Origin of the sequence: Pseudomonas sp. B7(2017), from assembly GCF_002112745.1 — a bacterium.
GTDB classification, from domain to species: domain Bacteria; phylum Pseudomonadota; class Gammaproteobacteria; order Pseudomonadales; family Pseudomonadaceae; genus Aquipseudomonas; species Aquipseudomonas ekonensis.
Genome location: NZ_NEIP01000002.1, coordinates 438,083 through 461,066 on the forward strand (window position 1 = coordinate 438,083; position 22,984 = coordinate 461,066).

Below are 22,984 nucleotides of genomic sequence, written 5' to 3' on the forward strand. Positions count from 1 at the left end.
GCAGAGCGATCTGGCGGGGCTTTTTCATGGTGTTCCGCCGGCCCTCAAAAGAGCCCGATCCCTTCTTCAGCCTTGCCGATCGTGGCGCTGACCTCGGTAGCTCGGCGCCGGCCGTTGACCGAATAACTCCGCTCCTGACCCTCAACCCCGGGTTTGCGCAGTGTGAGCAATGCGGGCAATCCATCCTTTTCGCTGTAGCTGCCGAACCAGTTGTTCAGCCTGGCGATGAAGCACTCGTTGCCGATGGTCACCGCCATGTCCGTGACCGATTCGATGGCGTAGTAGCCCGCACCGTAGCTGTAGTAGTCATCGTCGCCTTGCCCGGAGGCCGGAATGGGGCAGAGGGGGGCCGTGCCCTGCTTGAGCTGTTGGGGGTTGCCGGCGTTCGATTCGGTCAAGGCTTCGGTGAGCGCCGTTTGCAGGCCCGGCTCCAGCGTGTAGCTGGCGTTGTTGTCTTCGGCGTACTGGGTGGCGGGTACGGTCAGTCGGTACTCGTAACGGACCGTCACGGTGGGGATCTGGCTGTTGATTTTCAGCGGGTTGAGCAGATAGAGCCGGTCGGTGCCGTAGGAGCCGTTGAAGTAGGTGAGGTACATCCTTCCGTGAGATTCGATCCAGCCAACCGATTGGTTGGCGCCGCGATCACTGGTCGATAACGAGTAGCGGTCATTGATCGCTTCAGGATCGTAAGGGGCCTTTCGTCGTGTGAACCGCGCTCCGTCGCGATGGAACGTTTCATAGATGTTGACCAGGCCGGTTCCGCCGGAATAGGTGGAGACGAACAGATCCCGTTGGCCATCGCCGTCCAGGTCGATCAAGGTGTAAGTGGCCCGGCCTTGCTCCGCATCCGCATCAAGGCCGGAGGCGTTCAGGGCTTTCCATTCATCCGGCGAGACCCCTTCGGGCCGGGCCTTGGGGAAGGTCGTTTGATCGTAGGCGCCGTCCTCGCTCGGATCGCCGGAGAACGAGCTTTCGCCTCTTTTGCTCGCGAGCGTGCCCAGTGCCCGTTCCAGCGCAAACTCCGAGTTGTCCTCGATCTTCTTGAGAGCGCGTTGGCGCAGATCCTCCATGACCTCCCGGTCGATGTCGTCGGGCTTGTAGGCGATAGCCTCGAACCACTGCGCGTTCAATGTCTGCAAGCGATCCTGGTACTGCTGGTGCAGGCAAGCGATGTTGTCGGCGCACCCGTCACGGGTCTTCAGCCATTGGCGCTGGCTCGACTTCAGTTCGGCCTGCGCCTGCGGGGCGGCTTTGATCAGTTTGCGGTAGGTCGAGCCCATCTCCGCATCCAGTCCATACAGCGGCTTGTCCGCGCAAATGGCGTGTTCCACGACACTTTGCGCCTTCTCGCAATCCATGCCGCTCGCCCAAGCGGCCTGGGCGAACAACAACGCACACGCCGATACAACACAGCTTCCTTTGATGAACACGATCAATCCCTTGCGGTTGGATGAAAAGAACAGCCGCGAAGGGTAATCCCGCCGCAAGGAATCTTGAAGCCCGGCTTCAAGAGAACCGTTGATCCGGCCGATAACCCTTGGGGTGACGGCGGAATCGCGCGAAATCGCTTGATAGCATTTGGCCTGCCGTTATCATCTGCGCGCCTGCGCAAAGCCTCGATCCGTCCTCTTCAATTGCCTGGAAATCCTCGATGTCGTCGTATCACCAAAAGAGTTTTCTGATCGTCGATGATTTTTCGGATTACCGCAGTTCCGTGCGTTCTATGCTGCGCGAGCTCGGGGTCAAGGACGTGGACACCGCCGACAGCGGCGAGCAGGCGCTGAAGATGTGTTCGCAGAAGTCCTACGATTTCATCCTCCAGGACTTCCACCTGGGGGACGGCAAGAAGAACGGTCAGCAGGTGCTGGAAGACCTGATGATGGAAAAGCTGATCAGCCACGAGGCGGTGTTCGTGATGGTCACCGCCGAGACCAGTCAGGCGATGGTGCTCAGTGCCCTGGAACACGAGCCCGATGCCTACCTGACCAAGCCGTTCAACCGCATCGGCCTGGCCCAGCGCCTGGAGCGCCTGGAGCAGCGCAAGACCCTGCTCAAGCCGATTCTGCAGGCCCTGGACCGCGGCAAGCCGGTCGAGGTGCTCAACGCCTGCATCGCCCTGTGCAAGCAGGACATCCGCTATTCGCCGCTGTGCCTGCGCTACCGCGCTGATGCCCTGCGCGACATGAACCAGAACGAAGCGCTGGAACGCCTGTACGACAGCATCCTGGCCGACCGTCCGTTGCCGTGGGCGTTCGCCGGGCTGGGCCAGTTGCTGTTCAAGCGCGGCCAGATCGCCCAGGCCAAGGGCGTCTATGAAAAGGCCCTGAAAATGTTCCCGATGATGCCGGCGCTGTACGACGGCATGGCCGAGGTGCTGGTGGCCGAGGGCGACAGCAAGGGCGCGCAGAAAGTGCTCGAAGAAGCGATCCGCCTGTCGCCGCTGGCGGTGCGCCGGCAGGCGCTGCTGGGCAAGCTGGCGATGGCCAACGAAGATTTCGACACCGCCTCCCGCGCCTACCGCCAGGCCGTGCACCAGGGCGCGCAGTCGCGCTTCAAGGATCCGGAAAGCAATCTCGGCCTGGCCCATGCGCTGATCAGCAAGGGCAGCGAGAAGGGGCTGGACACCCGCACCCGGCTGGAGATCAACACCACCCTCAGCCTGGTGGCCAAGGAAAACCCGTCCGATCCGGGCCTGCAGATCCGTGCGCGCCTGATGAAGGCCACCAGCCTGTTGCTCAACGATGCCGAAACCGCCGAGAAGCTCACCGAGCAGGCGTTGCTGCGCCTGGACGGCATGGAGCAGTTCATGAGCCCGGAAGCGGCGCTGCTGGTGGCCAAGCAGTTGCAGATGCTCGGCCAGACCGAGGCGGGCACCTCGGTGCTCAAGAGCTGCGCGGAAATCTACGGCGACGATCCGACGGTGATGAAAGACATCGCCAAGCTGACCGACGACCCGGCTATCCTCAGTTCCAGCAACGCCGCCGCCGAACTCAACCGTCAGGGCGTGCGGGTGTACAAGACCGGCAACCTGGCCGAAGCCCGCGAGGTGTTCCGCCGGGCGCTGAAGATGCAACCGAAGAACATCAGCATCGCGCTGAACATGGCGCAGTCGCTGCTGCACGGCACCGACACCAAAGTGCCGTCGGCGGAGCTGGAAGAATGTCGGGCCTGCCTGAAAACGGTTGGCCTGATGCCCGACACCGACGCGCGTTACCCGCGCTACCAGAAGCTGAAAAGCAAGGCGTTTGGCGAATGAACCGAGACGAGCAGGCACTGGATTTCTCCACGGTGATCGCATCCACCGTGCACGACATGAAGAATTCTCTGGCGATGCTGACCCAGGCCCACAGCCAATGGCTGGCGCGGCTGCCCGAGGCGCAGCGCCAGGGGCCGGAGCAGGGGGTGATCGACTTCGAGTTCGCGCACCTCAACGGCATGCTGGTGCAGCTGCTGGCGCTGTACAAGCTGGGCGTCAACCAGATGCCCCTGCAGCCGGCCTACCACGAGCTGGACGACTTCATCGAAGCGCAACTGGCCGCGCACCAGGAGGTGTTCGCCAGTCGCGGGATCGTGGTCACGTACGAGGTCGATCCCCTCAGCCCGCTGGGCTTCTTCGACCGCGAACTGGTCGCCTCGGTGCTGGGCAACATCATCAACAACGCAATCCGTTATGCCCGAGAGTCGCTGCTGATCACCGTCAGCGACGAAGCCGGGCAATTGGTGCTGAGCGTCAACGACGACGGCGAAGGCTACCCGGCCGAGATGCTTGAGCGCCAGGCCGACTATGTGCAGGGCATCAACCACAGCAGCGGCAGCACCGGGCTGGGGCTGTACTTCGCCGGGCGCATCGCCGCGCTGCATCAGCGCAACGGTGTCGAGGGGCGTACCGAGATCCGCAACGGCGGCCCGTTGGGCGGCGGGGTGTTCAGTCTCTATTTGCCGTGAAGCCCCGGCTTTTCAGGTGTTCTGCGGGTTGTTCGGCTTTTTGTTGGCGACTGCTTGATATTCCGAACAGCCGAAGCCTATTTTGTACGGGTCGCCGTTCGCGGCTCGCACAATAACAAGGATTGCGTCATGACAACCGATGGCCAGCGTTCACTCGCGCAGCGATTGACGGGCATTGATGAGATTGAATGTGTCACGCCGGATTTGAACGGCGTGCCACGGGGCAAGGTGATGACCGCCGAGGGCTTCCTCGAAGGGCGGCGTCTGCAGTTGGCCCGGGGGGTGCTGCTGCAGTGCATCATGGGCGGCTATCCGCCGGCGCGGTTCTACGGCAGCGACGACGGCGACCTGGCGCTGGTGGCCGACCCTGCGCAGATCCATCGCCTGCCGTGGAGCGAACAGCCCCGGGCGCTGGCGATCTGCGACGCCGACGAGCTGACCGGCGAAAGCTCCAGCCTCTCCACCCGCGGCCAGCTGAAGGCGGTCATCGCCCGTTACGCGGCCCGCGGCCTGGCGCCGGTGGTGGCGACCGAGCTTGAGTTCTTTGTCTTTGCGCCGAACACTGATCCGACCCAGCCGTTCCAGCCGCCGCTGGGCCTGGACGGGCGCCGCGAGGACGGCCATTCGGCGTTCAGCGTCAGTTCCAACAACGGCCTGCGGCCGTTCTTCAGCGACGTCTATAAATGCATGGCGGCCCTGGGCCTGCCGCGCGATACCTTCATGCACGAGATGGGCGTCAGCCAGTTCGAGATCAACCTGCTGCACGGCGATCCGCTGCTCCTGGCCGACCAGACGTTCCTGTTCAAGCACCTGCTCAAGGAAGTCGCGCTCAAGCACGGCCTGACCGTGGTGTGCATGGCCAAGCCGCTGGCGCACACGCCGGGCAGTTCGATGCACATTCACCAGAGCATCGTCGAAACCGGCAGCGGCAAGAACGTGTTCAGCGACGAGGCCGGGCAGCCGACCGCGATGTTCCGCCACTTCATCGGCGGGCAGCAGGCGGGCCTGGCCGACTTCACCGCGCTGTTCGCGCCGAACGTCAATTCGTACCAGCGCCTGTGCCATCCCTATGCCTCGCCGAACAACGCCTGCTGGTCCCACGACAACCGTGCGGCGGGCCTGCGCATTCCCGCCAGCTCGCCGGTGGCCCGCCGGGTCGAGAACCGCTTGCCGGGCGCCGACGCCAACCCGTACCTGGCGATCGCCGCCAGCCTGGCCGCCGGCCTGCACGGCATCGAGCATGAGCTTGAGCCGACCGCGCCGATCCAGGGCGAGTTCGAGGTGCCGGACAATCTTTCGCTGCCATGTACCTTGCACGCGGCGCTGGAGCGTCTGAAGCGTAGCCAGTTGGCCCGGGAACTGTTCGGCAAGGAGTTCATCGAAGGCTACATCGCTTCGAAGAGCATGGAGTTGACCAGTTTCCTCGATGAAATCACTCCCTGGGAACGGCGCGTTCTAGCTGCCCAGGCCTGACGAACCGCCGCCGTCGGGCTATCGTTCGGATAGCCCGACACTTACCGCAAGGAGCCGCTCGGAACGCCGATGCGCCAAATCTGGAAATCCTTTCGAGCGCTGTATTTCGCCTCGCTGATGATGCTGATCGGTTCGGGCCTCCTTTCCACTTATCTGGCTTTGCGCCTGGCGGCCGACCATGTCGACGGACTGTGGGTCGGTGCGTTGATGGCGGCCAACTATTTCGGCCTGGTGCTGGGCGGCAAGATCGGCCACCGGCTGATCGCCCGGGTCGGGCATATCCGCGCCTATTCCGCGTGCGCCGGGATCGTCGGTGCGGCGGTGCTGGGCCATGGCCTGGTGGACTGGCTGCCGGCGTGGCTGGTGCTCAGGACCATCGTCGGCCTCGGCATGATGTGCCAGTACATGGTCATCGAGAGCTGGCTCAACGAGCAGGCCGACGCCAACCAGCGCGGCCTGGTGTTCAGCGGCTACATGATCGCCTCGTACCTGGGGCTGGTGCTGGGCCAACTGATCCTGGTGATGCATCCGGGCTTGGGCCCGGAGCTGTTGATGCTGGTGGCGCTGTGCTTTGCCCTGTGCCTGGTGCCGGTGGCCCTGACCCGGCGGATTCACCCCGCGCCGCTGCACCCGGCGCCGATGGAACCGCGCTTCTTCATCAAGCGCGTGCCACAGTCGCTGAGCACGGTGCTGGGGGCGGGGCTGATCATCGGTTCGTTCTACGGCCTGGCGCCGCTGTACGCCTCGCAGCAGGGGCTGTCCACCGAGCAGGTCGGTCTGTTCATGGGTAGCTGCATCTTCGCCGGGCTGCTGGTGCAGTGGCCGTTGGGCTGGCTGTCGGATCGTTACGACCGGGCGTTGCTGATCCGCAGTTTTGCCTTGGTGCTGGCGGTGGCCGCGTTGCCCCTGGCGATCCTGCCGCAGGTGCCTTTGGAGGTGTTGTTCATCGTCGGCTTCCTGTGTTCGCTGGTGCAGTTCTGCCTGTACCCGTTGGCGGTGGCGTTTTCCAACGACCATGTCGAGAGCGAGCGGCGGGTGTCGCTGACGGCGATGCTGCTGGTGACCTACGGCGTGGGCGCGAGCATCGGTCCGCTGGCGGCAGGGGTGCTGATGAAGCTGTTCGGCAGCCAGAGCCTGTATGCGTTCTTCACGTTCTTTGCGCTGGTGCTGGTGTGGCGGATCCGGCCGAAGGCCGTGACCAACCTGCATCAGGTCGACGACGCGCCGCTGCATCACGTGGCGATGCCTGACAGCATGTCCAGCTCGCCGCTGGTGGCGGCCCTTGACCCGCGCGTGGACGAGCAGGTGGTGCAGGAGCAGATGCACAGTTCGGTCAGCCCGGAGCCTGCGGCGGATGCCGATCCGGCAGCGGCGGGGGATGTGCCTGCCAAGGCGGACGCCGAGCCCGCCAAGCCCTGACGGGCCCTTTCCTTTGCCGCAACGAAAAACGGGCAGTCACCCTGAGTGACTGCCCGTTTTTCATGGCGCTGGCCTGACGGTCAGAAGTCGTCCTTGTCGAAACGACGGGCCTCGCGCTGCAGTTGGTAGACGAAACGCTCGACGTTGCGCGCCGCCGGGCCGCTGATGTTGTGAAAGCGCAGGCCGGCGAAGGTCATGTTGAGCTTTTCTTCGAAATGCAGGTAGCGCAGTTCGACCGAGGCCGACTGGTTGCCGAACAGCGGGGGAGCGATCAGGCGGTCGTAGACCTGGCCCAGTTGCAGGCGCCCGGTGATGTCGCCTTCGAAGCGCAGCTTGCAGCCGGTGGCGGAAATGTCGAGCAGTTTGCCGGAGAGGGGCGACTTGAGCTTTTCGCCGCCCAGTTCGACATTGACCAGGTCGGTCAGCTTCAGGGCCGCGCGAAAGGCGTTGCGGCGCTGGTGGTAGACCACTTCGGTCGGCATGGCGCCGCTGTAGAAGCGGTCGCCTGCGGATTCTTCGATGGTCAGCGGGGTGCTGCATTCCCAGGCGATGCGTACGCCCTCGTGGAAGCCTTCGACCTTGAACGGCTCGCCGGCCTGGAGGAAACGCTCGCCGTCGCGCGGGATCATTTCGTCCAGGGCGATGGTGCCGCTGTCACGGTCGACCTTGATCAGGTAGCTCTGAAAGCGTTGGCTGCGCTCCAGGAACGTGATGATCAAAGGGTCGTGGCTTTCTTGCAGCTGGCGCAGGTTGCTGGAGATCTCCAGGGGCGTGGTGAGCACCTTGGGTGGCTGCGGAGCATCATCCGCGCTGAGGGCATTGGACACGTTGAATCAATCTCCAGACAAAATTTGACTACGGCTAGCCAGCATTTTGCCAGCATGTTTCACGTGTTGATAGGGCGCCGGCATGGAAGGGCTCACGCCTGGCTGAGTGCGCGTGGTTTCTGCAGGTTCGCGAAGGCGCCGCTGGCATCGTAGAGCGCGGGAGGCTCGCCGCCGGTGAGGATCTTCAGCTGGTTGGCCGTGGCGGCCTGCTGGATCCGGATCGACTGGCCGTTCTTGAGGTTGGCGGCGTGGCACTGGGCGATCAGGTCGGTCAGCACGTCGCTCTGGGACAGCAGCCGGTCGCCGACGCTCGATTGGCTGGCCAGTTGCTCCAGGCCTTGGCGGTCAGCGGGCAGGTTGAGGCTGGCGAGGATCTCGCTGCGCTTGCGGCCATGCTGTTCGAGCAGAATGATCAACGCCTGCTTGCTCGCCAGAATTTCTTCCAGCAGCGGCATGTCGCGACCGTGCAGGGCAAGGTACTCGCTTTGCAGCAACTCCAGCAATTGTTGAGCTGGAGCAAAGTCGTCGATGATCAGTTGCAATAAAGTTGTGTCGTGCATGGCTGGCCTTGGGTTTTAAGCGTCCAAAAGCCTGGCGCAGACCGGGGCCTAGCGCTGGGCTTCGAAGTTGAGCAGTTTGCTGGCTACACGGTTGCTGTCGACCTTGTAGCTGCCATCGGCGATCGCCGCCTTCAACTCGGCCACCCGGCCTTTGTCGACGACGGGCTGGTCGCGCAGCTTGTCAGTGATCTTCTGCAACTGTTGAGCCTCATTGCTGAGGTGTACCGATTCCCCGCTTTTTGCGGCAGTGGCCTGTTCGGCCGGGGCGTTCAGCGGTGCGGAAGCGCCGGTTTCGGCAGTTTCCTTGGGAGCGCTGGTGCGTGTGCCGCCCGTAAGTGACGAGGAGCTGTTCAAACGGCTGAAATCGATGACCATGTCAAAAAAACCTCTGGGAATTTGGACGCTTGCCATGTTCTCGGCCATCCCCTGGAAAACTTTAGGCCCTTTCGTCAATGAGCCTGCAAGCGCCGGCACGTCTGCCGATGCGGCACAGTTTAGGGAACGGCTGCGGTCTGCGCCAGTTTTCTACATCGCCACTTCCACTTGGCCGGGCGCGATGACCTGCGCCTTGATGACCCGTTGGGAATTGAGGTTCTTCACCCGGATCTGTTCCTTGAGCCCGCCGTTGGACAGGGCTTCGCCCGGCATGCGCACGGCCAGCGTGCCGCTGCGGGCGGTGATGACCACCTGATCGCCTTTGCGCACGACTTCCGCCTGCTCCAGGTGCACCAGGGTGATCACCTGATCGGCGACCGTTGGTCGGGTCAATTTCTGCCCGATCGCCTGATCCACCGACGTCAGGAAACCTTGGTTGATCTGACTCACGTCGCGCTCGCGCAAGGTCACGTCCTGGGGTTCGATGATCCCGGCGCGCTTGAGGGGACGGGTGGTGGTCACGATCTCGCGAAACAGGCGGACTTGAGCGGGCACGAACACCGTCCAGGGGGATGCGCCTTCGCAGCGCACCTTGACCGTCACCCGTCCCAGCGGACGTGCGGGACTCTCCAGGGAGGCTGTCAATTCCTTGTCGCACATAGGCATGCGCATGCGCGGGTCGAGCTGGTTGACTTCGATTTCGTAGCGGCCTTCCGTTTGACTGGTGGCCAGATAGTCTTCTACGGTGAATTCAAGAAAGCCTTGAGTGACGCCGATAAGCATGTCAGGCAAGGTAACCGCATCAGCAACGGCAGGGCTGCCAGCGAAAAAGAAGCAAACGGCCGACGCCGCGCAAAGCCATCTGCGGATCGGGGATGCCGGGCGTCGAAAAAATGTCGTTTGAGTGTTCATACGGGTTAAAAAGCAAGCGCCGTGCCGTTTGGCAACGAATGTGCGTCGCAACAACACTTGGCGTTGGCGTAGGAGTCTGTGCATGGCTGGTGTAATGGATTCGGTGAACCAGCGCACGCAACTGGTGGGGCAGAATCGCCTGGAGCTGCTGTTGTTCCGTCTCGACGGTCAGCAGCTCTACGGGATCAACGTGTTCAAGGTTCGGGAAGTGCTGCAATGTCCCCAACTGACGCTGATGCCCAAGTCCAGTCCTGTCGTGTGCGGGGTGGCGAATATCCGGGGGGCGACCATTCCGATCCTTGATCTGGCGATGGCGACCGGTTCCGGGGCTTTGAAAGACAAGAACAGTCCGTTCGTGATCATCACGGAGTACAACACCAAGACCCAGGGTTTCCTGGTGCGCTCGGTGGAGCGCATCGTCAACATGAACTGGGAAGAGATCCATCCGCCGCCCAAGGGCACCGGTCGCGATCACTACCTGACCGCTGTGACTCGGGTGGACAATCAGTTAGTCGAAATCATCGACGTCGAGAAGGTGCTGGCGGAAGTCGCGCCGACGCCGGAGGCGATTTCGCACGGCGTGGTGGACGTCGAGACCCAGAGCAAGGCGTTGTCGCTCAGGGTGCTGACGGTCGACGACTCGTCGGTGGCGCGCAAGCAGGTCACGCGTTGCCTGCAGACGGTGGGCGTCGAGGTGGTGGCGCTGAACGACGGCCGGCAGGCGCTGGATTACCTGCGCAAGCTGGTCGACGAAGGGAAGAAGCCGGAAGAAGAGTTCCTGATGATGATCTCCGACATCGAGATGCCGGAGATGGACGGGTACACCCTCACGGCCGAGATCCGCAGCGACCCGCGCATGCAAAAGCTTCACATCATCCTGCATACTTCGTTGTCGGGTGTGTTCAATCAGGCGATGGTCAAGAAGGTCGGTGCCGATGACTTCCTGGCCAAGTTCCGTCCTGATGACCTGGCATCCCGGGTAGTCGACCGGATCAAAGCAGCAGATATCAGCTAGGGGCGTTCGCCCCTGGCGGTCAACACGATTTAAGAGGCGGCATCAATTTGTCTACGGGTAATTTGGATTTCGAACAGTTCCGGGTGTTCCTGGAGAAAGCCTGTGGCATCTTGCTCGGTGAAAACAAACAGTATCTGGTGTCGAGCCGTCTCAACAAACTGATGGAGCAGCAAGGCATCAAGTCCCTGGGTGAGCTGGTGCAGCGCATCCAGACCCAGCCGCGCAGCGGTTTGCGCGAGCAGGTGGTCGATGCCATGACGACCAACGAGACCCTGTGGTTTCGCGACACCTATCCGTTTGAGGTCCTCAAGAACAAGGTGCTGCCCGAGGCGATCAAGGCCAGCCCCAACCAGCGTCTGCGGATCTGGTCGGCGGCCTGCTCGTCGGGCCAGGAGCCGTATTCGCTGTCGATGTCGATCGACGAGTTCGAGCGGACCAACATCGGCCAGCTGAAGATGGGCGTGCAGATCGTCGCCACCGATCTGTCCGGCAGCATGCTGACCAACTGCAAGACCGGCGAGTACGACAGCCTGGCCATCGGCCGCGGTCTGTCCGCCGATCGCCTGCAGCGCTACTTCGATCCGAAGGGGCCGGGCCGCTGGGCGGTCAAGGCGCCGATCAGGAGCCGGGTGGAGTTCCGCTCGTTCAACCTGCTCGACAGCTACGCCAGCCTCGGCAAGTTCGACATCGTGTTCTGCCGCAACGTGCTGATCTACTTCTCCGCCGAGGTGAAGAAAGACATCCTGATGCGCATCCACAGCACGCTGAAGCCGGGCGGTTACCTGTTCCTCGGCGCTTCCGAAGCGCTGAACGGGCTGCCCGACCATTACCAGATGGTGCAGTGCAGCCCGGGGATCATCTACCAGGCGAAGTGACCGGCACATGGCGACACAAGAAACGGGAGTCCGCGAGGGCTCCCGTTTTTTTGTGCCTCAAGCGGCAGAAAAGCGGCAGGCGGCGGAAACCCGTTGCCGCTTTTCTGGCATTGCCGCCTTGCCGTTGGTCGGCAAGGCCCCGTAATCCGGGGCTTTTATAAATTGGCATGCCGCTTGCTATAACCCGATTACGAAAAACTCCGGTCACCTGAAGGTTCCCGACATGAGCATCAGCTTCGACAAAGCGCTCGGCATCCACGAAAAGGCTCTGGGCTTCCGCGCCCAGCGCGCCGAGGTGCTGGCCAACAACATCGCCAACGCCGACACCCCGAACTACAAGGCCCGGGACCTGGACTTCTCCAAGGTGCTGGAGGCCCAGAGCCAGAAGAACGCCAACGGCACCTTCGCCCTGAACATGACCAACAGCCGTCACATCGAGGCCGAAGGCCTGGGCAACGGCGACGAGTCGCTGATGTACCGCACGCCGATGCAGCCGTCGATCGACCAGAACACCGTGGACGCCCAACTGGAGCAGTCGAACTACGCGCAGAACGCGGTCGGCTTCCAGGCCAGCTTCACCCTGCTCAACAGCAAATTCAAAGGGCTGGTATCGGCCCTGCGCGGAGAGTAATCCATGTCCCTGTCCAGCGTTTTCAACATTGCCGGCAGCGGCATGAGCGCACAGAACACCCGCCTGAACACCGTGGCGTCGAACATCGCCAACGCCGAGACCGTCTCGTCGAGCATCGACCAGACCTACCGCGCCCGTCACCCGGTGTTCGCCACCATGTTCCAGGGCGAGCAGAGCTCCGGCGGCAACTCCCTGTTCCAGAACCAGGACGCCGCAGGCCAGGGCGTGCAGGTGCTGGGCGTGGTCGAAGACCAGAGCAACCTGGAGGCGCGCTACGAGCCTAACCACCCGGCGGCCGACGCCAAGGGCTACGTCTACTACCCGAACGTCAACGTGGTGGAAGAGATGGCCGACATGATTTCCGCGAGCCGTTCGTTCCAGACCAACGCGGAAATGATGAACACCGCCAAGACCATGATGCAGAAGGTTCTGACCCTCGGTCAGTGATAAGGGGCGACTGCCATGAGCGTTACCGATACCACCAGCAGCCTGAGCCTGAACGACATCCTGGCGAACTCGTCGAAGAAGACCAGTTCGACCGCCGATGGCATCGCTTCGGCCACCAACAGTTCGACCGGCGGCAAAGCCCTGGGCAAGGACGCGTTTCTGCAACTGCTGGTGACCCAGCTGAAGAACCAGAACCCGCTGGACCCGCAGGACAACAGCGCGTTCGTGGCCCAGCTGGCGCAGTTCAGCAGCCTTGAAGGCATCACCACCCTCAACAGCACCGTCAGTTCGCTGGCCGGCAACTACAACTCGTCGCAGGCCCTGCAGGCCTCGTCGCTGGTGGGCCGCAACGTGATTGTGCAGACCAACACCGTGCAGCTCGACGACCCGAGCAAAGGCATGACCGGTTCGGTCAACGTCACCTCGTCGATCGCCGGCGGCACCGTCACCATCACCGACAGCGCCGGCAAGACCGTGCGCACCATCGACCTGGGCAGCCGCGCCGCAGGCAATGCGAGCTTCACCTGGGACGGCAAGGACAAGGACGGCAACCTGGTCGCCGCCGGCACCTACACCGTCAAGGCCAATGCCCCGATCAACGGCACGGCGACGGACCTGGCGACCTACCTGCCGGCCACCGTCACCAGCGTGACGATCAGCCAGACCGGCGGCGAGCTGATGCTCAACCTGTCCGGCAAGGGCACCGTCGCCCTGTCCAAAGTACAAACCATTGGTATATAGAGCCGACCCACCGGCACAAAGGAGTGAAATATGTCTTTTAACATCGGCCTCAGCGGTCTCTATGCAGCCAACAAACAACTGGACGTGACCGGCAACAACATCGCCAACGTCGCGACCGCCGGTTTCAAGTCCTCCCGCGCCGAATTCGCCGACGTCTACTCGTCGACCCGCCTGGGCAGCGGCAGCAAGGTCATCGGCAACGGCGTGCGCCTGGCCAACGTGTCCCAGCAGTTCACCCAAGGTGACATCAGCAACACCGGCAACGTGCTGGACATGGGCATCAACGGTTCCGGCTTCTTCACCCTGAGCAACAACGGTTCGATCACCTACACCCGTGCCGGCACGTTCAAGGTCGACAAGGACGGCTTCATCACCAACACCGACTACACCTCGCGCCTGCAAGGCTACGGTGTGGACGCCAACGGCAAGATCATCAACGGCGTGCTGACCGACCTGAAGATCGACACCTCGAACCTGGCGCCGAAGTCCACCTCGCTCGTGACCTCGACCATCAACCTGAACTCCACCGCGCCGGTGATCGACGATACCGTGGCGGCAGGCAAGTTCGACCCGAGCAACACCGCGACCTACACCAAGTCGTTCAGCACGCCGGTGTACGACAGCCAGGGCAACTCCCACGTCATGGACCAGTACATGGTCAAGACCGGCGCCAACACCTGGAAGGTCTACACCCTGGTGGACGGCCGCAACCCGGACGCCACCGGCAGCGATCCGAAGACCACCCCACCGGTGGCTTCGACCATGTCCTTCGACACCGCCGGCAAACTGACTCAGGTCAGCACTCCGGATCCTGCGGGTGGCCCTGCCATCATCAGCAGCGACCTGAAACTCACTGGCTGGGTGCCGGGCACCGTGACCAACGGCGTCTGGAAAGCCAACGGCGCGTCGGCCAACCCGGCGGGCATCACCATCTCGATGGCCAAGACCACCCAGTTCAACGCCGACACCGCCCGTTCGATCCCGACCCAGGACGGCTACGCCACCGGCCAGATCACCAACCTGACCATCGACGGCACCGGCACCCTGTTCGCCAACTTCAGCAACAACCAGAGCAAGGCCATCGGCCAGGTCGCGCTGGCCAGCTTCACCAACGAACAGGGCCTGCAGCCTGTCGGCGGCACCGCCTGGAGAGAGACCTACGCTTCGGGCATCCCGGGCTACGACGCACCGAAGACCGGTACCCTGGGCGAAGTGGCATCCAACTCGCTGGAAGAGTCGAACGTCAACCTGACAAACGAGCTGGTGGATCTGATCAAGGGCCAGAGCAACTATCAGGCGAACGCCAAGACCATCTCGACCCAAAGCACCATCATGCAGACCATCATTCAGATGACCTGATCCGGGTTGATCGCAACAAGAGAACCGGCGCCAGTGGCGCCGGTTTTTTTATGCCTGCCGAAATCGTCTATAGAACAACTGACTGCCGTTCGTCGGATTCTTGGTTTGATTTTTGCACTCCCGCCGCATCCGGCACGTACGTGTCAAAAACCCTTTCACCTGCTTCATTGAGCCAGGACACGGCTTGGCGATATGGAAATCAGGAAGCTTCATTCCCTGTTTCACCGTAGTTTCCACAACACACACAAGGAAGATGCAATGGCGGTAATTAATGGCTCCAACGGCCCTGACAATCTGGTGGGCACCGCAGGAGATGACCAGATCCGCGGAATGGCGGGCGACGACATCCTCGATGGCGGCGCCGGCAACGACGTGCTGATGGGTGGGGCGGGGGCTGACCGGTTGATCGGCGGCGCCGGCACCGACACGGCCAGCTACGAAGATGACGTATCGGGTGCGGGCGTGACGGTCAACCTCAAGACCGGCGTGCACACCGGGCTGGCCTTGGGCGACACCTTCGAAGGCATCGAGGTCATCCGCGGCACGACCTACCACGACAAATTCGTCGCCGACGGCAACGTCTACGCGTTCGATGGCGGCAACGGCTATGACTCCCTGAGTTACGCCCTCTCCGAGCAGGCCGTGAACATCACGATGGCAGGCGGTGTCGGCAGCGGGACCGGCGGCGACGCCCAGGGCGACACGTTCAGCAACATCGAGGTGGTCATCGGCTCGGACTACGACGATGTCTTCACCGTGACGTCCGGCGGCGGATCCTTCAGCGGCGGCGCCGGCAACGATGTCTACATCATCAACAGCGCCACCTTCTCCGGTGTCAGCGAACTGGCGGGCGGCGGCGACGACGAGATCCGCACAAGCTTGTCCAGCATGGGCATGAGCGCCGAAGTCGAGCGCCTGACCTACACCGGCAGCGGCAACTTCACCGGCCGCGGCAACGCCGGCGACAACATCATCACCGGCGGCGCGGGCAACGACGTGCTGATCGGCGGCGCCGGCGCGGACCGTCTGATCGGCGGCGCGGGCATCGACACCGCCAGCTACGAAGACGACAACTCCGGCCTCGGCGTGACGGTCAACCTCAAGACCGGCGAGCACACCGGGCTGGCCAAGGGCGACACGTTCGACAGCATCGAGGTCATCCGCGGCACCACCTACCACGACAAATTCTTCGCCGATGCGTCGGCCAACACCTTCGACGGTGCCGTCGGCTACGACAGCGTGAGCTACGCCCTGTCCGACCAGGCGGTGAACCTGACCGTGACGGGCACCACCGGCACCGGCTCCGGCGGCGATGCCCAAGGCGACATGTTCAGCAACATCGAGTCGTACATCGGCACGGCCTACGATGACGTCTTCACCATCACGTCCGGCAACGCGTCGTTCACCGGCGGCGCCGGCAACGACATCTACATCATCAACAGCGCCGGCGGTGCGGGGGCCCTCGAATTGGCCGGCGGGGGCGACGACGAGATTCGCACCAACCTTTCCAGCATGAACATGAGCGCCGAAGTGGAGCGCCTGACCTACACCGGCAGCGGCAACTTCACCGGCCGCGGCAACGCCGGCGACAACATCATCACCGGCGGCGCGGGCAACGACCTGCTGATCGGCGGTGCCGGCGCGGACCGTTTGATCGGCGGCGCGGGCATCGACACCGTCAGCTACGAAGACATCGTTTCGGGCGTCGGCGTGACGGTCAACCTCAAGACCGGCGTCCACACGGGCATCGCCACGGGCGATACGTTCAGCGGCATCGAAGTGTTCCGCGGCTCCAGTTACGCCGATAACTTCGTCGCCGATGAAAGCGCCACCACTTTCGACGGCGGCACCGGCACCGACACCGTGAGCTACGCCGGTTCTGCCCAGGGCGTCAGCCTGACCGTGGCGAGCAACGCCGGCAGCGGTTCGGGCGGGGACGCCCAAGGCGACCTGTTCAGCAACATCGAAGGCTTCTACGGCTCGGCCTTCGACGACGTGTTCACCGTGACGGCCGGCTCCACGACGTTCAGCGGCGGCGCCGGCAACGACGTCTACGTCATCAACGGCAACGGCTCGGCGGCGGTGATCGAATCGGTGGGCGGCGGCGACGACGAAGTGCGCACCAATCAGGCCAGCCTGACGCTGTCGGCCGAAGTCGAGCGCCTGACCTACACCGGCACCGGCAACTTCACCGGCCGCGGCAACGCCTCGGACAACATCATCACCGGCGGCGCCGGCAACGACCTGCTCATGGGCGGCGCCGGCGGCGACCGCTTCATCGGCGGCGCCGGCACCGATGTCGTCAGCTACGAAGACAGCACCGCAGCAGGCGTGACGGTCAACCTCAAGACCGGCGTCCATGGGGGCATCGCCGCCGGCGACACCTTCACCGACATCGAGATCATCCGCGGCAGCAAGTTCGGCGACACCTTCGTCAGCGGGCTGGAGGCGCACATCTTCGACGGCGGCGTCGTCGGTGGCGTGGACACCGTCGACTACTCGACCTCCGAACAGGCCGTCAACATCACCCTCGCCACGGTCGGCACGGGCAGCGGGCAGGGCGGCGACGCTCAGGGCGACACCTTCACCAACATCGAGCGGATCGTCGGTTCGGCCCAGAACGATGTGTTCACCACCGGCGCCGGGGCCTTCACCCTGGAGGGCGGTGCGGGCGACGACCTGTACATCATCAACGGCCCGGCCTTCCAGACCATCGTCGAGACCGCCGGCGGCGGCAACGACGAAGTGCGCACGACGCTGGCGAACATGACGCTGAGCGCCGAGGTCGAGCGCCTGACCTACACCGGCACCGGCAACTTCACCGGTCGCGGCAACGCCTCCGACAACATCATCACCGGCGGCGCCGGCAACGATACCTTGATGGGCGGCGCAGGCGCCGACCGCTTCATCGGCGGCGCCGGCACCGACACCGTCAGCTACGAAGACAGCGGCGCGGCCGTCACGCTCAACTTCAAGACCGGGGTGCACAGCGGCATCGCCGCAGGCGATACCTATACCGACATCGAGCTGATCCGCGGCTCGCAGTACGGCGACACGTTCATGTCCGGCAGCGGCGCGGACCGCTTCGACGGCGGCGCCGGCACGGCCGTCGACGTGGCGGACTACTCGCAGTCGGCACAGGGCGTGACCCTGACCCTGGGCGCCACCGGCGCCGGAGCCGGCACCGGTGCCGGCGGCGACGCCGAAGGCGACAGTTTCACCGGGATCGAGAAGATCATCGGTTCGGCCAACAACGACGTATTCGTCAGCAACGCCAACTCGGGCTCCTTCACCGTGCAGGGCGGCGCCGGCGACGACGTCTACATCCTCAACAATGCCACGTTCGGCTCGATCATCGAGCTGGCCGACGGCGGCAACGATGAGGTGCGCACCAACCAGGCCTTCTACGTCATGAACGCCGGCATCGAGCGTCTGACCTACACCGGCACCGGCACCTTCCTGGCCCGGGGCAACGCGCTGGACAACGTCATCACCGGCGGTGCCGGCAACGATGTGCTGATGGGCGGCGACGGCGGCGACACCTTCATCGGCGGCGACGGCTTCGACACCGTCAGCTATGAAGACATCGGCCCGGTGGGCGTGGTCGTCAACCTCAAGACCGGCGAGCACACGGCGATCGCCAAGGGCGACACTTTCCAGAGCATCGAGAAGATCGTCGGCTCGGGTCGCGACGACACCTTCATGGGCAACGACCAGGCCAACATCTTCGACGGCGGCTACGGACGTGACACTGTCAGCTTTGCGTTCGAAAGCTCGGCCATCACGCTGGATCTCAGCCAGCCGCTGACCGGGGCTGCGGCCGGCGACACTTACCTGAACATCGAGAACTGGGAAGGCACCGCGTTCAACGACACGCTGATCGGCACGGCCGGCGTCGAGACGTTCATCGGCGGCAAGGGCGCCGACTACATCGACGGCGGCGCGGGCGCCGACGCGGCCTGGTACCTGGGCAGCTCGGCGGCGGTGCAGATCGACCTGCTGGCCAACACCGTGACCGGCGGCGACGCCACCGGCGACGTGCTGGTCAACATCGAAGGCCTGCACGGTTCGGCCTTCGACGATACGTTGACCGGCAATGCCCTGAACAACGAGCTCTATGGCGGTGCGGGCAATGACGTGATCCGCGGCGGCGACGGCCATGACACGATCCACGGCGGCAAGTACGAGCCGTTTGCGTTCAACGGCCCTGACCGCAGCGGTCCGGCGGAAGCGGACATGCTGTTCGGCGGCAACGGCGATGACGACATGTGGAGCGCCAGCAACGACCGCGGCAGCATTCTGCACGGCGACGCCGGCAATGACAGCATCACGGTCTACGCCGGCATCGCCTACGGTGACGAAGGCAACGACGCGATGGTGGGCGAAGGGCCGGGCTACCAGCTGTTCGGTGGCGCGGGCGTAGACACCTTGATCATGGTCGGCAACGGTTTTGCCTTCGGCGGAGAAGGCGCCGACACCTACAAGGTGACCGGGACGGGGGGACGTTTCGTGATCAAGGATGACGGCAGCTCCAGCGGCGATCAGGTCGTGCTGTCGAACATCCAGTCCAAAGCGGATGTGTTCATCGCGAGCGACGGCGTCAATGCCTACATCTACAAGGCGTCCGACTGGAACGCCGGCTACAAGGGCAACGCGGTGGTGCTGGCCGACTGGTACGCCGGTTCCGCCACCATCGAGACCTTCACGACCGCCAACGGTGACAGCTTCACCATTCCGGTCGTAGGGCAGGCGATGACCGAGTCGTTCATGGTCTGATACCCCGTAGCGGCAAAGGAAACGGCGAAGCCTGAAGGGGCTTCGCCGTTTTTTGTGGCCCGTTTTTCCTGCGCCCAAAGAAAACCCCCGGCAAACCGAAGGTCTGTCGGGGGTTGTTCGTTCAGGCGTCTCGCAACGCCTGAAGGCGCTCAGCTTATTGGCAAGCTTCGCAATCCGGCTCGTCGATGGCGCAGGCCTTCGGCACCGGAGCAGGACCTGCCGGTGCAGTCGGTGCCGCCAGGACAGCGTCGTCGCCGTGGTTGCCGCCCGCGGATACCGCGTTCAGCTTGCCGGTGTTGATGGTCGACTTCTCGGTGCTGGTCGCGGCCAGGGCACGGAGGTAGTAGGTGGTCTTCAGGCCACGGTACCAGGCCATGCGGTAGGTCACGTCCAGCTTCTTGCCCGATGCGCCGGCGATGTACAGGTTCAGCGACTGAGCCTGGTCGATCCACTTCTGGCGGCGGCTGGCGGCGTCGACGATCCACTTGGTGTCCACTTCGAACGCGGTGGCGTAGAGCGCCTTGAGCTCCGCCGGGATGCGCTCGATCTGCTGCACCGAACCGTCGTAGTACTTCAGGTCGTTGATCATGACCGAGTCCCACAGGCCGCGGGCCTTGAGGTCGCGCACCAGGTACGGGTTGATCACGGTGAATTCGCCCGACAGGTTCGATTTCACGTACAGGTTCTGGTAGGTCGGTTCGATCGACTGCGACACGCCGGTGATGTTGGCGATGGTGGCGGTCGGTGCGATGGCCATGATGTTGGAGTTACGGATGCCTTTCTGCACACGGGCGCGAACCGGTGCCCAGTCCAGGGATTCGTTCAGGTCCACATCGATGTACTTCTGGCCGCGGGCCTTGATCAGGATCTGCTGGGAGTCCAGCGGCAGGATGCCCTGGGACCACAGCGAGCCTTCGAAGGTCTCGTAGGCGCCGCGCTCGTCGGCCAGGTCGCAGGACGCCTGGATCGCGTAGAAGCTGACGGCTTCCATCGACTTGTCGGCGAACTCGACCGCTTCCTGCGAGCCGTAGGCGATGTGCTGCAGGTACAGCGCGTCCTGGAAGCCCATGATGCCCAGGCCCACCGGACGGTGCTTGAAGTTGGAGTTCTTCGCCTGCGGCACCGAGTAGTAGTTGATGTCGATCACGTTGTCGAGCATGCGCACGGCGGTGTTCACGGTGCGTTGCAGCTTGGCGGTGTCCAGCTTGCCGTCGACGATGTGGTTCGGCAGGTTGATCGAGCCCAGGTTGCAGACCGCGATCTCGTCCTTGTTGGTGTTCAGGGTGATCTCGGTGCACAGGTTCGAGCTGTGCACCACGCCCACGTGCTGCTGCGGGCTGCGCAGGTTGCACGGATCCTTGAAGGTCAGCCACGGGTGGCCGGTCTCGAACAGCATCGAGAGCATCTTGCGCCACAGGTCCTTGGCCTGGATGGTCTTGAACAGCTTGATCTTGCCCGGGTACTCGGTCAGGGCTTCGTAGTACTCGTAGCGCTCTTCGAAGGCGGTGCCGGTCAGGTCGTGCAGGTCCGGCACTTCGGACGGCGAGAACAGGGTCCACTTGCCGTCGTCGAAGACGCGCTTCATGAACAGGTCCGGGATCCAGTTGGCGGTGTTCATGTCGTGGGTGCGGCGACGGTCGTCACCTGTGTTCTTGCGCAGCTCGATGAACTCTTCGATGTCCATGTGCCAGGTTTCCAGGTACGCACAGACAGCGCCCTTGCGCTTGCCGCCCTGGTTCACGGCCACGGCGGTGTCGTTCACCACCTTGAGGAACGGCACGACGCCTTGCGACTTGCCGTTGGTGCCCTTGATGTACGAGCCCAGCGCACGCACCGGAGTCCAGTCGTTGCCCAGGCCGCCTGCGAACTTGGACAGCATGGCATTGTCGTGGATCGCGCCGTAGATGCCCGACAGGTCGTCCGGAACGGTGGTCAGGTAGCAGCTGGACAGCTGCGGACGCAGGGTGCCGGCGTTGAACAGGGTCGGGGTCGACGCCATGTAGTCGAAGGACGACAGCAGGTTGTAGAACTCGATCGCGCGGTCTTCTTTCTGCTTCTCTTCGATGGCCAGGCCCATGGCCACGCGCATGAAGAAGATCTGCGGCAGTTCGAAGCGCACGCCGTCCTTGTGGATGAAGTAACGGTCGTAGAGGGTCTGCAGGCCCAGGTAGGTGAACTGCTGGTCGCGCTCGTGGTTGATCGCCTTGCCCAGTTTCTCCAGGTCGAAGTCGGCCAGCACAGGGTTCAGCAGTTCGAACTCGATGCCTTTGGCGACGTAGGCCGGCAGGGCCTTGGCGTACAGGTCGGCCATCTCGTGGTGGGTCGCGCTCTCGGCGACGCCCAGGAAGCCCAGGCCTTCGGCGCGCAGGGTGTCCATCAAAAGGCGAGCGGTGACGAACGAGTAGTTCGGCTCACGCTCGACCAGGGTGCGGGCGGTCATCACCAGGGCGGTGTTGACGTCGTTCAGGGCCACGCCGTCGTACAGGTTCTTCAGGGTTTCGCGCTGGATCAGTTCGCCGTCGACTTCTTCCAGGCCTTCGCAGGCTTCGCTGACGATGGTGCTCAGGCGGCCCATGTCCAGCGGCGCCAGGCTGCCGTCGGCACGGGTGATGCGGATCGACGGGTGAGCCTGCACCGGGGCTTCGGCGGTGGTGCGGGTGGCGCGCTCCTTGGAGCGGGCGTCGCGGTAGATCACGTAGTCGCGGGCGACTTTCTGCTCGCCGGCGCGCATCAGGGCCAGTTCGACCTGGTCCTGGATCTCTTCGATGTGGATGGTGCCGCCCGACGGCATGCGGCGCTTGAAGGTCGCGGTGACCTGTTCGGTCAGGCGGGCGACGGTGTCGTGGATTCGCGACGAGGCGGCAGCGGTGCCGCCCTCAACTGCGAGGAACGCTTTGGTGATAGCGACGGTGATCTTGTCATCGGTGTAAGGAACGACAGTGCCATTACGCTTGATCACGCGCAGTTGGCCAGGCGCGGTGGCGGCCAGATCCGAATTCGAATCGGCGGCCTGCGGCAAGGTGCCCTGCGGGTTCTCGCGAGTTGTGTCGGTTTGCATGGGTGTCTCCACGTTCTCTATGTTTGTTTGGGCACCGTCTCGGTGCCCACCGTTCCGTCCTGAAGCACTACAGCCGGCAAGCGCCGGGCATAACGACTTCGGGACAGTTCAGGAAGGGGGCCTTGTGGGCGCCGCTTCCATGCCGAAGTCTTCGGTCACGCGCGGTGCGCGTGAAACCGCATTCCGTTCCGGGGGCAGTTCCGGACTGCAACTCCCGTACCGTCATCGCCGTGAACGGCTGAAAAACGGTTGCCATCCGCAGGCGCGGTTTGGGCTTCTGAAAATACGTTTGGTTCAACCCGACAATGGCAATAAAAAGCCTTGAATTCACTGCCGGGTTTGTGTTTGGGTTTTGGGCGCCAACCCCAACATCTAGGGTTTTTTTGCGCGCGGGCTACAAGATAATGCGTTTGGGGGAGGGATTGCAACGTACTACCTGTGGATAACCCTGTGCGTAAATTGTGTGGGAAAACGAGAAATCGCGTGTAGGCCGCGAACCTGCCGGGCCAGACCGTTTGTCACTGTTTTCCGCCGCAAAAAATGACGCCGGCAAATTTTTGAGGGCGCGAAC

At 63.4% G+C, this 22,984-nt stretch carries 17 protein-coding genes; 11 read left to right on the forward strand and 6 right to left on the reverse strand.

Features of this window, described 5'->3' with window-relative positions; all coding sequences use genetic code 11:
• Positions 1-44: 44 nt before the first annotated feature.
• Positions 45-1,430 carry a lysozyme inhibitor LprI family protein gene (locus CAG29_RS05485; RefSeq protein WP_085694006.1) on the reverse strand — a complete coding sequence of 462 codons (1,386 nt, stop codon included), beginning with the start codon at positions 1,428-1,430 and terminating at the stop codon, positions 45-47.
• Between the two features lie 221 nt (positions 1,431-1,651).
• Here CAG29_RS05485 and CAG29_RS05490 point away from each other — a divergent pair, with 221 nt between their 5' ends.
• The 4 genes from CAG29_RS05490 (at position 1,652) to CAG29_RS05505 (ending at position 6,837) form a co-directional block, all read left to right on the forward strand.
• Positions 1,652-3,256, forward strand: coding sequence for a tetratricopeptide repeat-containing response regulator (locus tag CAG29_RS05490; protein ID WP_085578218.1), 1,605 nt, complete (start codon positions 1,652-1,654; stop codon positions 3,254-3,256).
• Positions 3,253-3,945 (forward strand): sensor histidine kinase KdpD, encoded by a 693-nt coding sequence (locus tag CAG29_RS05495; protein ID WP_085578217.1) that lies wholly within the window; start codon positions 3,253-3,255, stop codon positions 3,943-3,945. Before CAG29_RS05490 ends, CAG29_RS05495 begins: the two co-directional genes overlap by 4 nt.
• Before the next feature lie 231 nt (positions 3,946-4,176).
• Positions 4,177-5,418: a glutamine synthetase family protein gene (locus CAG29_RS05500; protein ID WP_170930267.1), complete on the forward strand. Its 1,242-nt coding sequence runs from the start codon at positions 4,177-4,179 to the stop codon at positions 5,416-5,418.
• A gap of 69 nt (positions 5,419-5,487) precedes the next feature.
• A complete protein-coding gene (locus CAG29_RS05505) occupies positions 5,488-6,837 on the forward strand; it encodes an MFS transporter (RefSeq protein ID WP_085693938.1) in 1,350 nt (449 codons plus the stop codon).
• An 80-nt stretch (positions 6,838-6,917) separates the two neighbouring features.
• Here CAG29_RS05505 and CAG29_RS05510 read toward each other — a convergent pair whose 3' ends face one another.
• The 4 genes from CAG29_RS05510 to flgA form a co-directional block, all read right to left on the reverse strand.
• The gene (locus CAG29_RS05510) at positions 6,918-7,664 is read right to left on the reverse strand and encodes a flagellar brake protein (protein WP_085578214.1); all 747 of its coding nucleotides are present in this window, start codon (positions 7,662-7,664) and stop codon (positions 6,918-6,920) included.
• Positions 7,665-7,756: 92 nt separating this feature from the next.
• A complete protein-coding gene (locus tag CAG29_RS05515) occupies positions 7,757-8,224 on the reverse strand; it encodes a flagella synthesis protein FlgN (protein WP_085578213.1) in 468 nt (155 codons plus the stop codon).
• A gap of 48 nt (positions 8,225-8,272) precedes the next feature.
• The gene (gene flgM / locus CAG29_RS05520; protein ID WP_085578212.1) at positions 8,273-8,599 is read right to left on the reverse strand and encodes a flagellar biosynthesis anti-sigma factor FlgM; all 327 of its coding nucleotides are present in this window, start codon (positions 8,597-8,599) and stop codon (positions 8,273-8,275) included.
• Positions 8,600-8,749: 150 nt separating this feature from the next.
• Entirely contained in the window at positions 8,750-9,511 is a 762-nt protein-coding gene (flgA, locus tag CAG29_RS05525) for a flagellar basal body P-ring formation chaperone FlgA (RefSeq protein ID WP_085578211.1), read from the reverse strand.
• An 82-nt stretch (positions 9,512-9,593) separates the two neighbouring features.
• On the opposite strand from flgA, the gene CAG29_RS05530 reads away from it, so the two are divergent.
• From CAG29_RS05530 to CAG29_RS05560, 7 genes are all read left to right on the forward strand, one after another.
• The gene (locus CAG29_RS05530; protein ID WP_085578210.1) at positions 9,594-10,526 is read left to right on the forward strand and encodes a chemotaxis protein CheV; all 933 of its coding nucleotides are present in this window, start codon (positions 9,594-9,596) and stop codon (positions 10,524-10,526) included.
• A 47-nt stretch (positions 10,527-10,573) separates the two neighbouring features.
• Positions 10,574-11,401 (forward strand): protein-glutamate O-methyltransferase CheR, encoded by an 828-nt coding sequence (gene cheR / locus CAG29_RS05535; protein WP_085578209.1) that lies wholly within the window; start codon positions 10,574-10,576, stop codon positions 11,399-11,401.
• Between the two features lie 223 nt (positions 11,402-11,624).
• Positions 11,625-12,032, forward strand: a complete 408-nt coding sequence (gene flgB, locus CAG29_RS05540) for a flagellar basal body rod protein FlgB (RefSeq protein WP_085578208.1) — start codon at positions 11,625-11,627, stop codon at positions 12,030-12,032.
• A 3-nt stretch (positions 12,033-12,035) separates the two neighbouring features.
• Positions 12,036-12,479, forward strand: coding sequence for a flagellar basal body rod protein FlgC (gene flgC / locus CAG29_RS05545; protein ID WP_085578207.1), 444 nt, complete (start codon positions 12,036-12,038; stop codon positions 12,477-12,479).
• A 15-nt stretch (positions 12,480-12,494) separates the two neighbouring features.
• Positions 12,495-13,220: a flagellar hook assembly protein FlgD gene (flgD, locus tag CAG29_RS05550; protein WP_085578206.1), complete on the forward strand. Its 726-nt coding sequence runs from the start codon at positions 12,495-12,497 to the stop codon at positions 13,218-13,220.
• A gap of 30 nt (positions 13,221-13,250) precedes the next feature.
• Entirely contained in the window at positions 13,251-14,579 is a 1,329-nt protein-coding gene (flgE, locus tag CAG29_RS05555; RefSeq protein ID WP_085578205.1) for a flagellar hook protein FlgE, read from the forward strand.
• 258 nt (positions 14,580-14,837) lie between these two features.
• Complete coding sequence (locus tag CAG29_RS05560) at positions 14,838-19,355, forward strand: S-layer family protein (RefSeq protein WP_256576781.1); 4,518 nt, start codon at positions 14,838-14,840, stop codon at positions 19,353-19,355.
• Between the two features lie 154 nt (positions 19,356-19,509).
• Here the strand turns inward: CAG29_RS05560 and CAG29_RS05565 are convergent, their stop codons facing one another.
• Complete coding sequence (locus CAG29_RS05565; RefSeq protein ID WP_085578204.1) at positions 19,510-22,413, reverse strand: ribonucleoside-diphosphate reductase subunit alpha; 2,904 nt, start codon at positions 22,411-22,413, stop codon at positions 19,510-19,512.
• Positions 22,414-22,984: the final 571 nt, after the last annotated feature.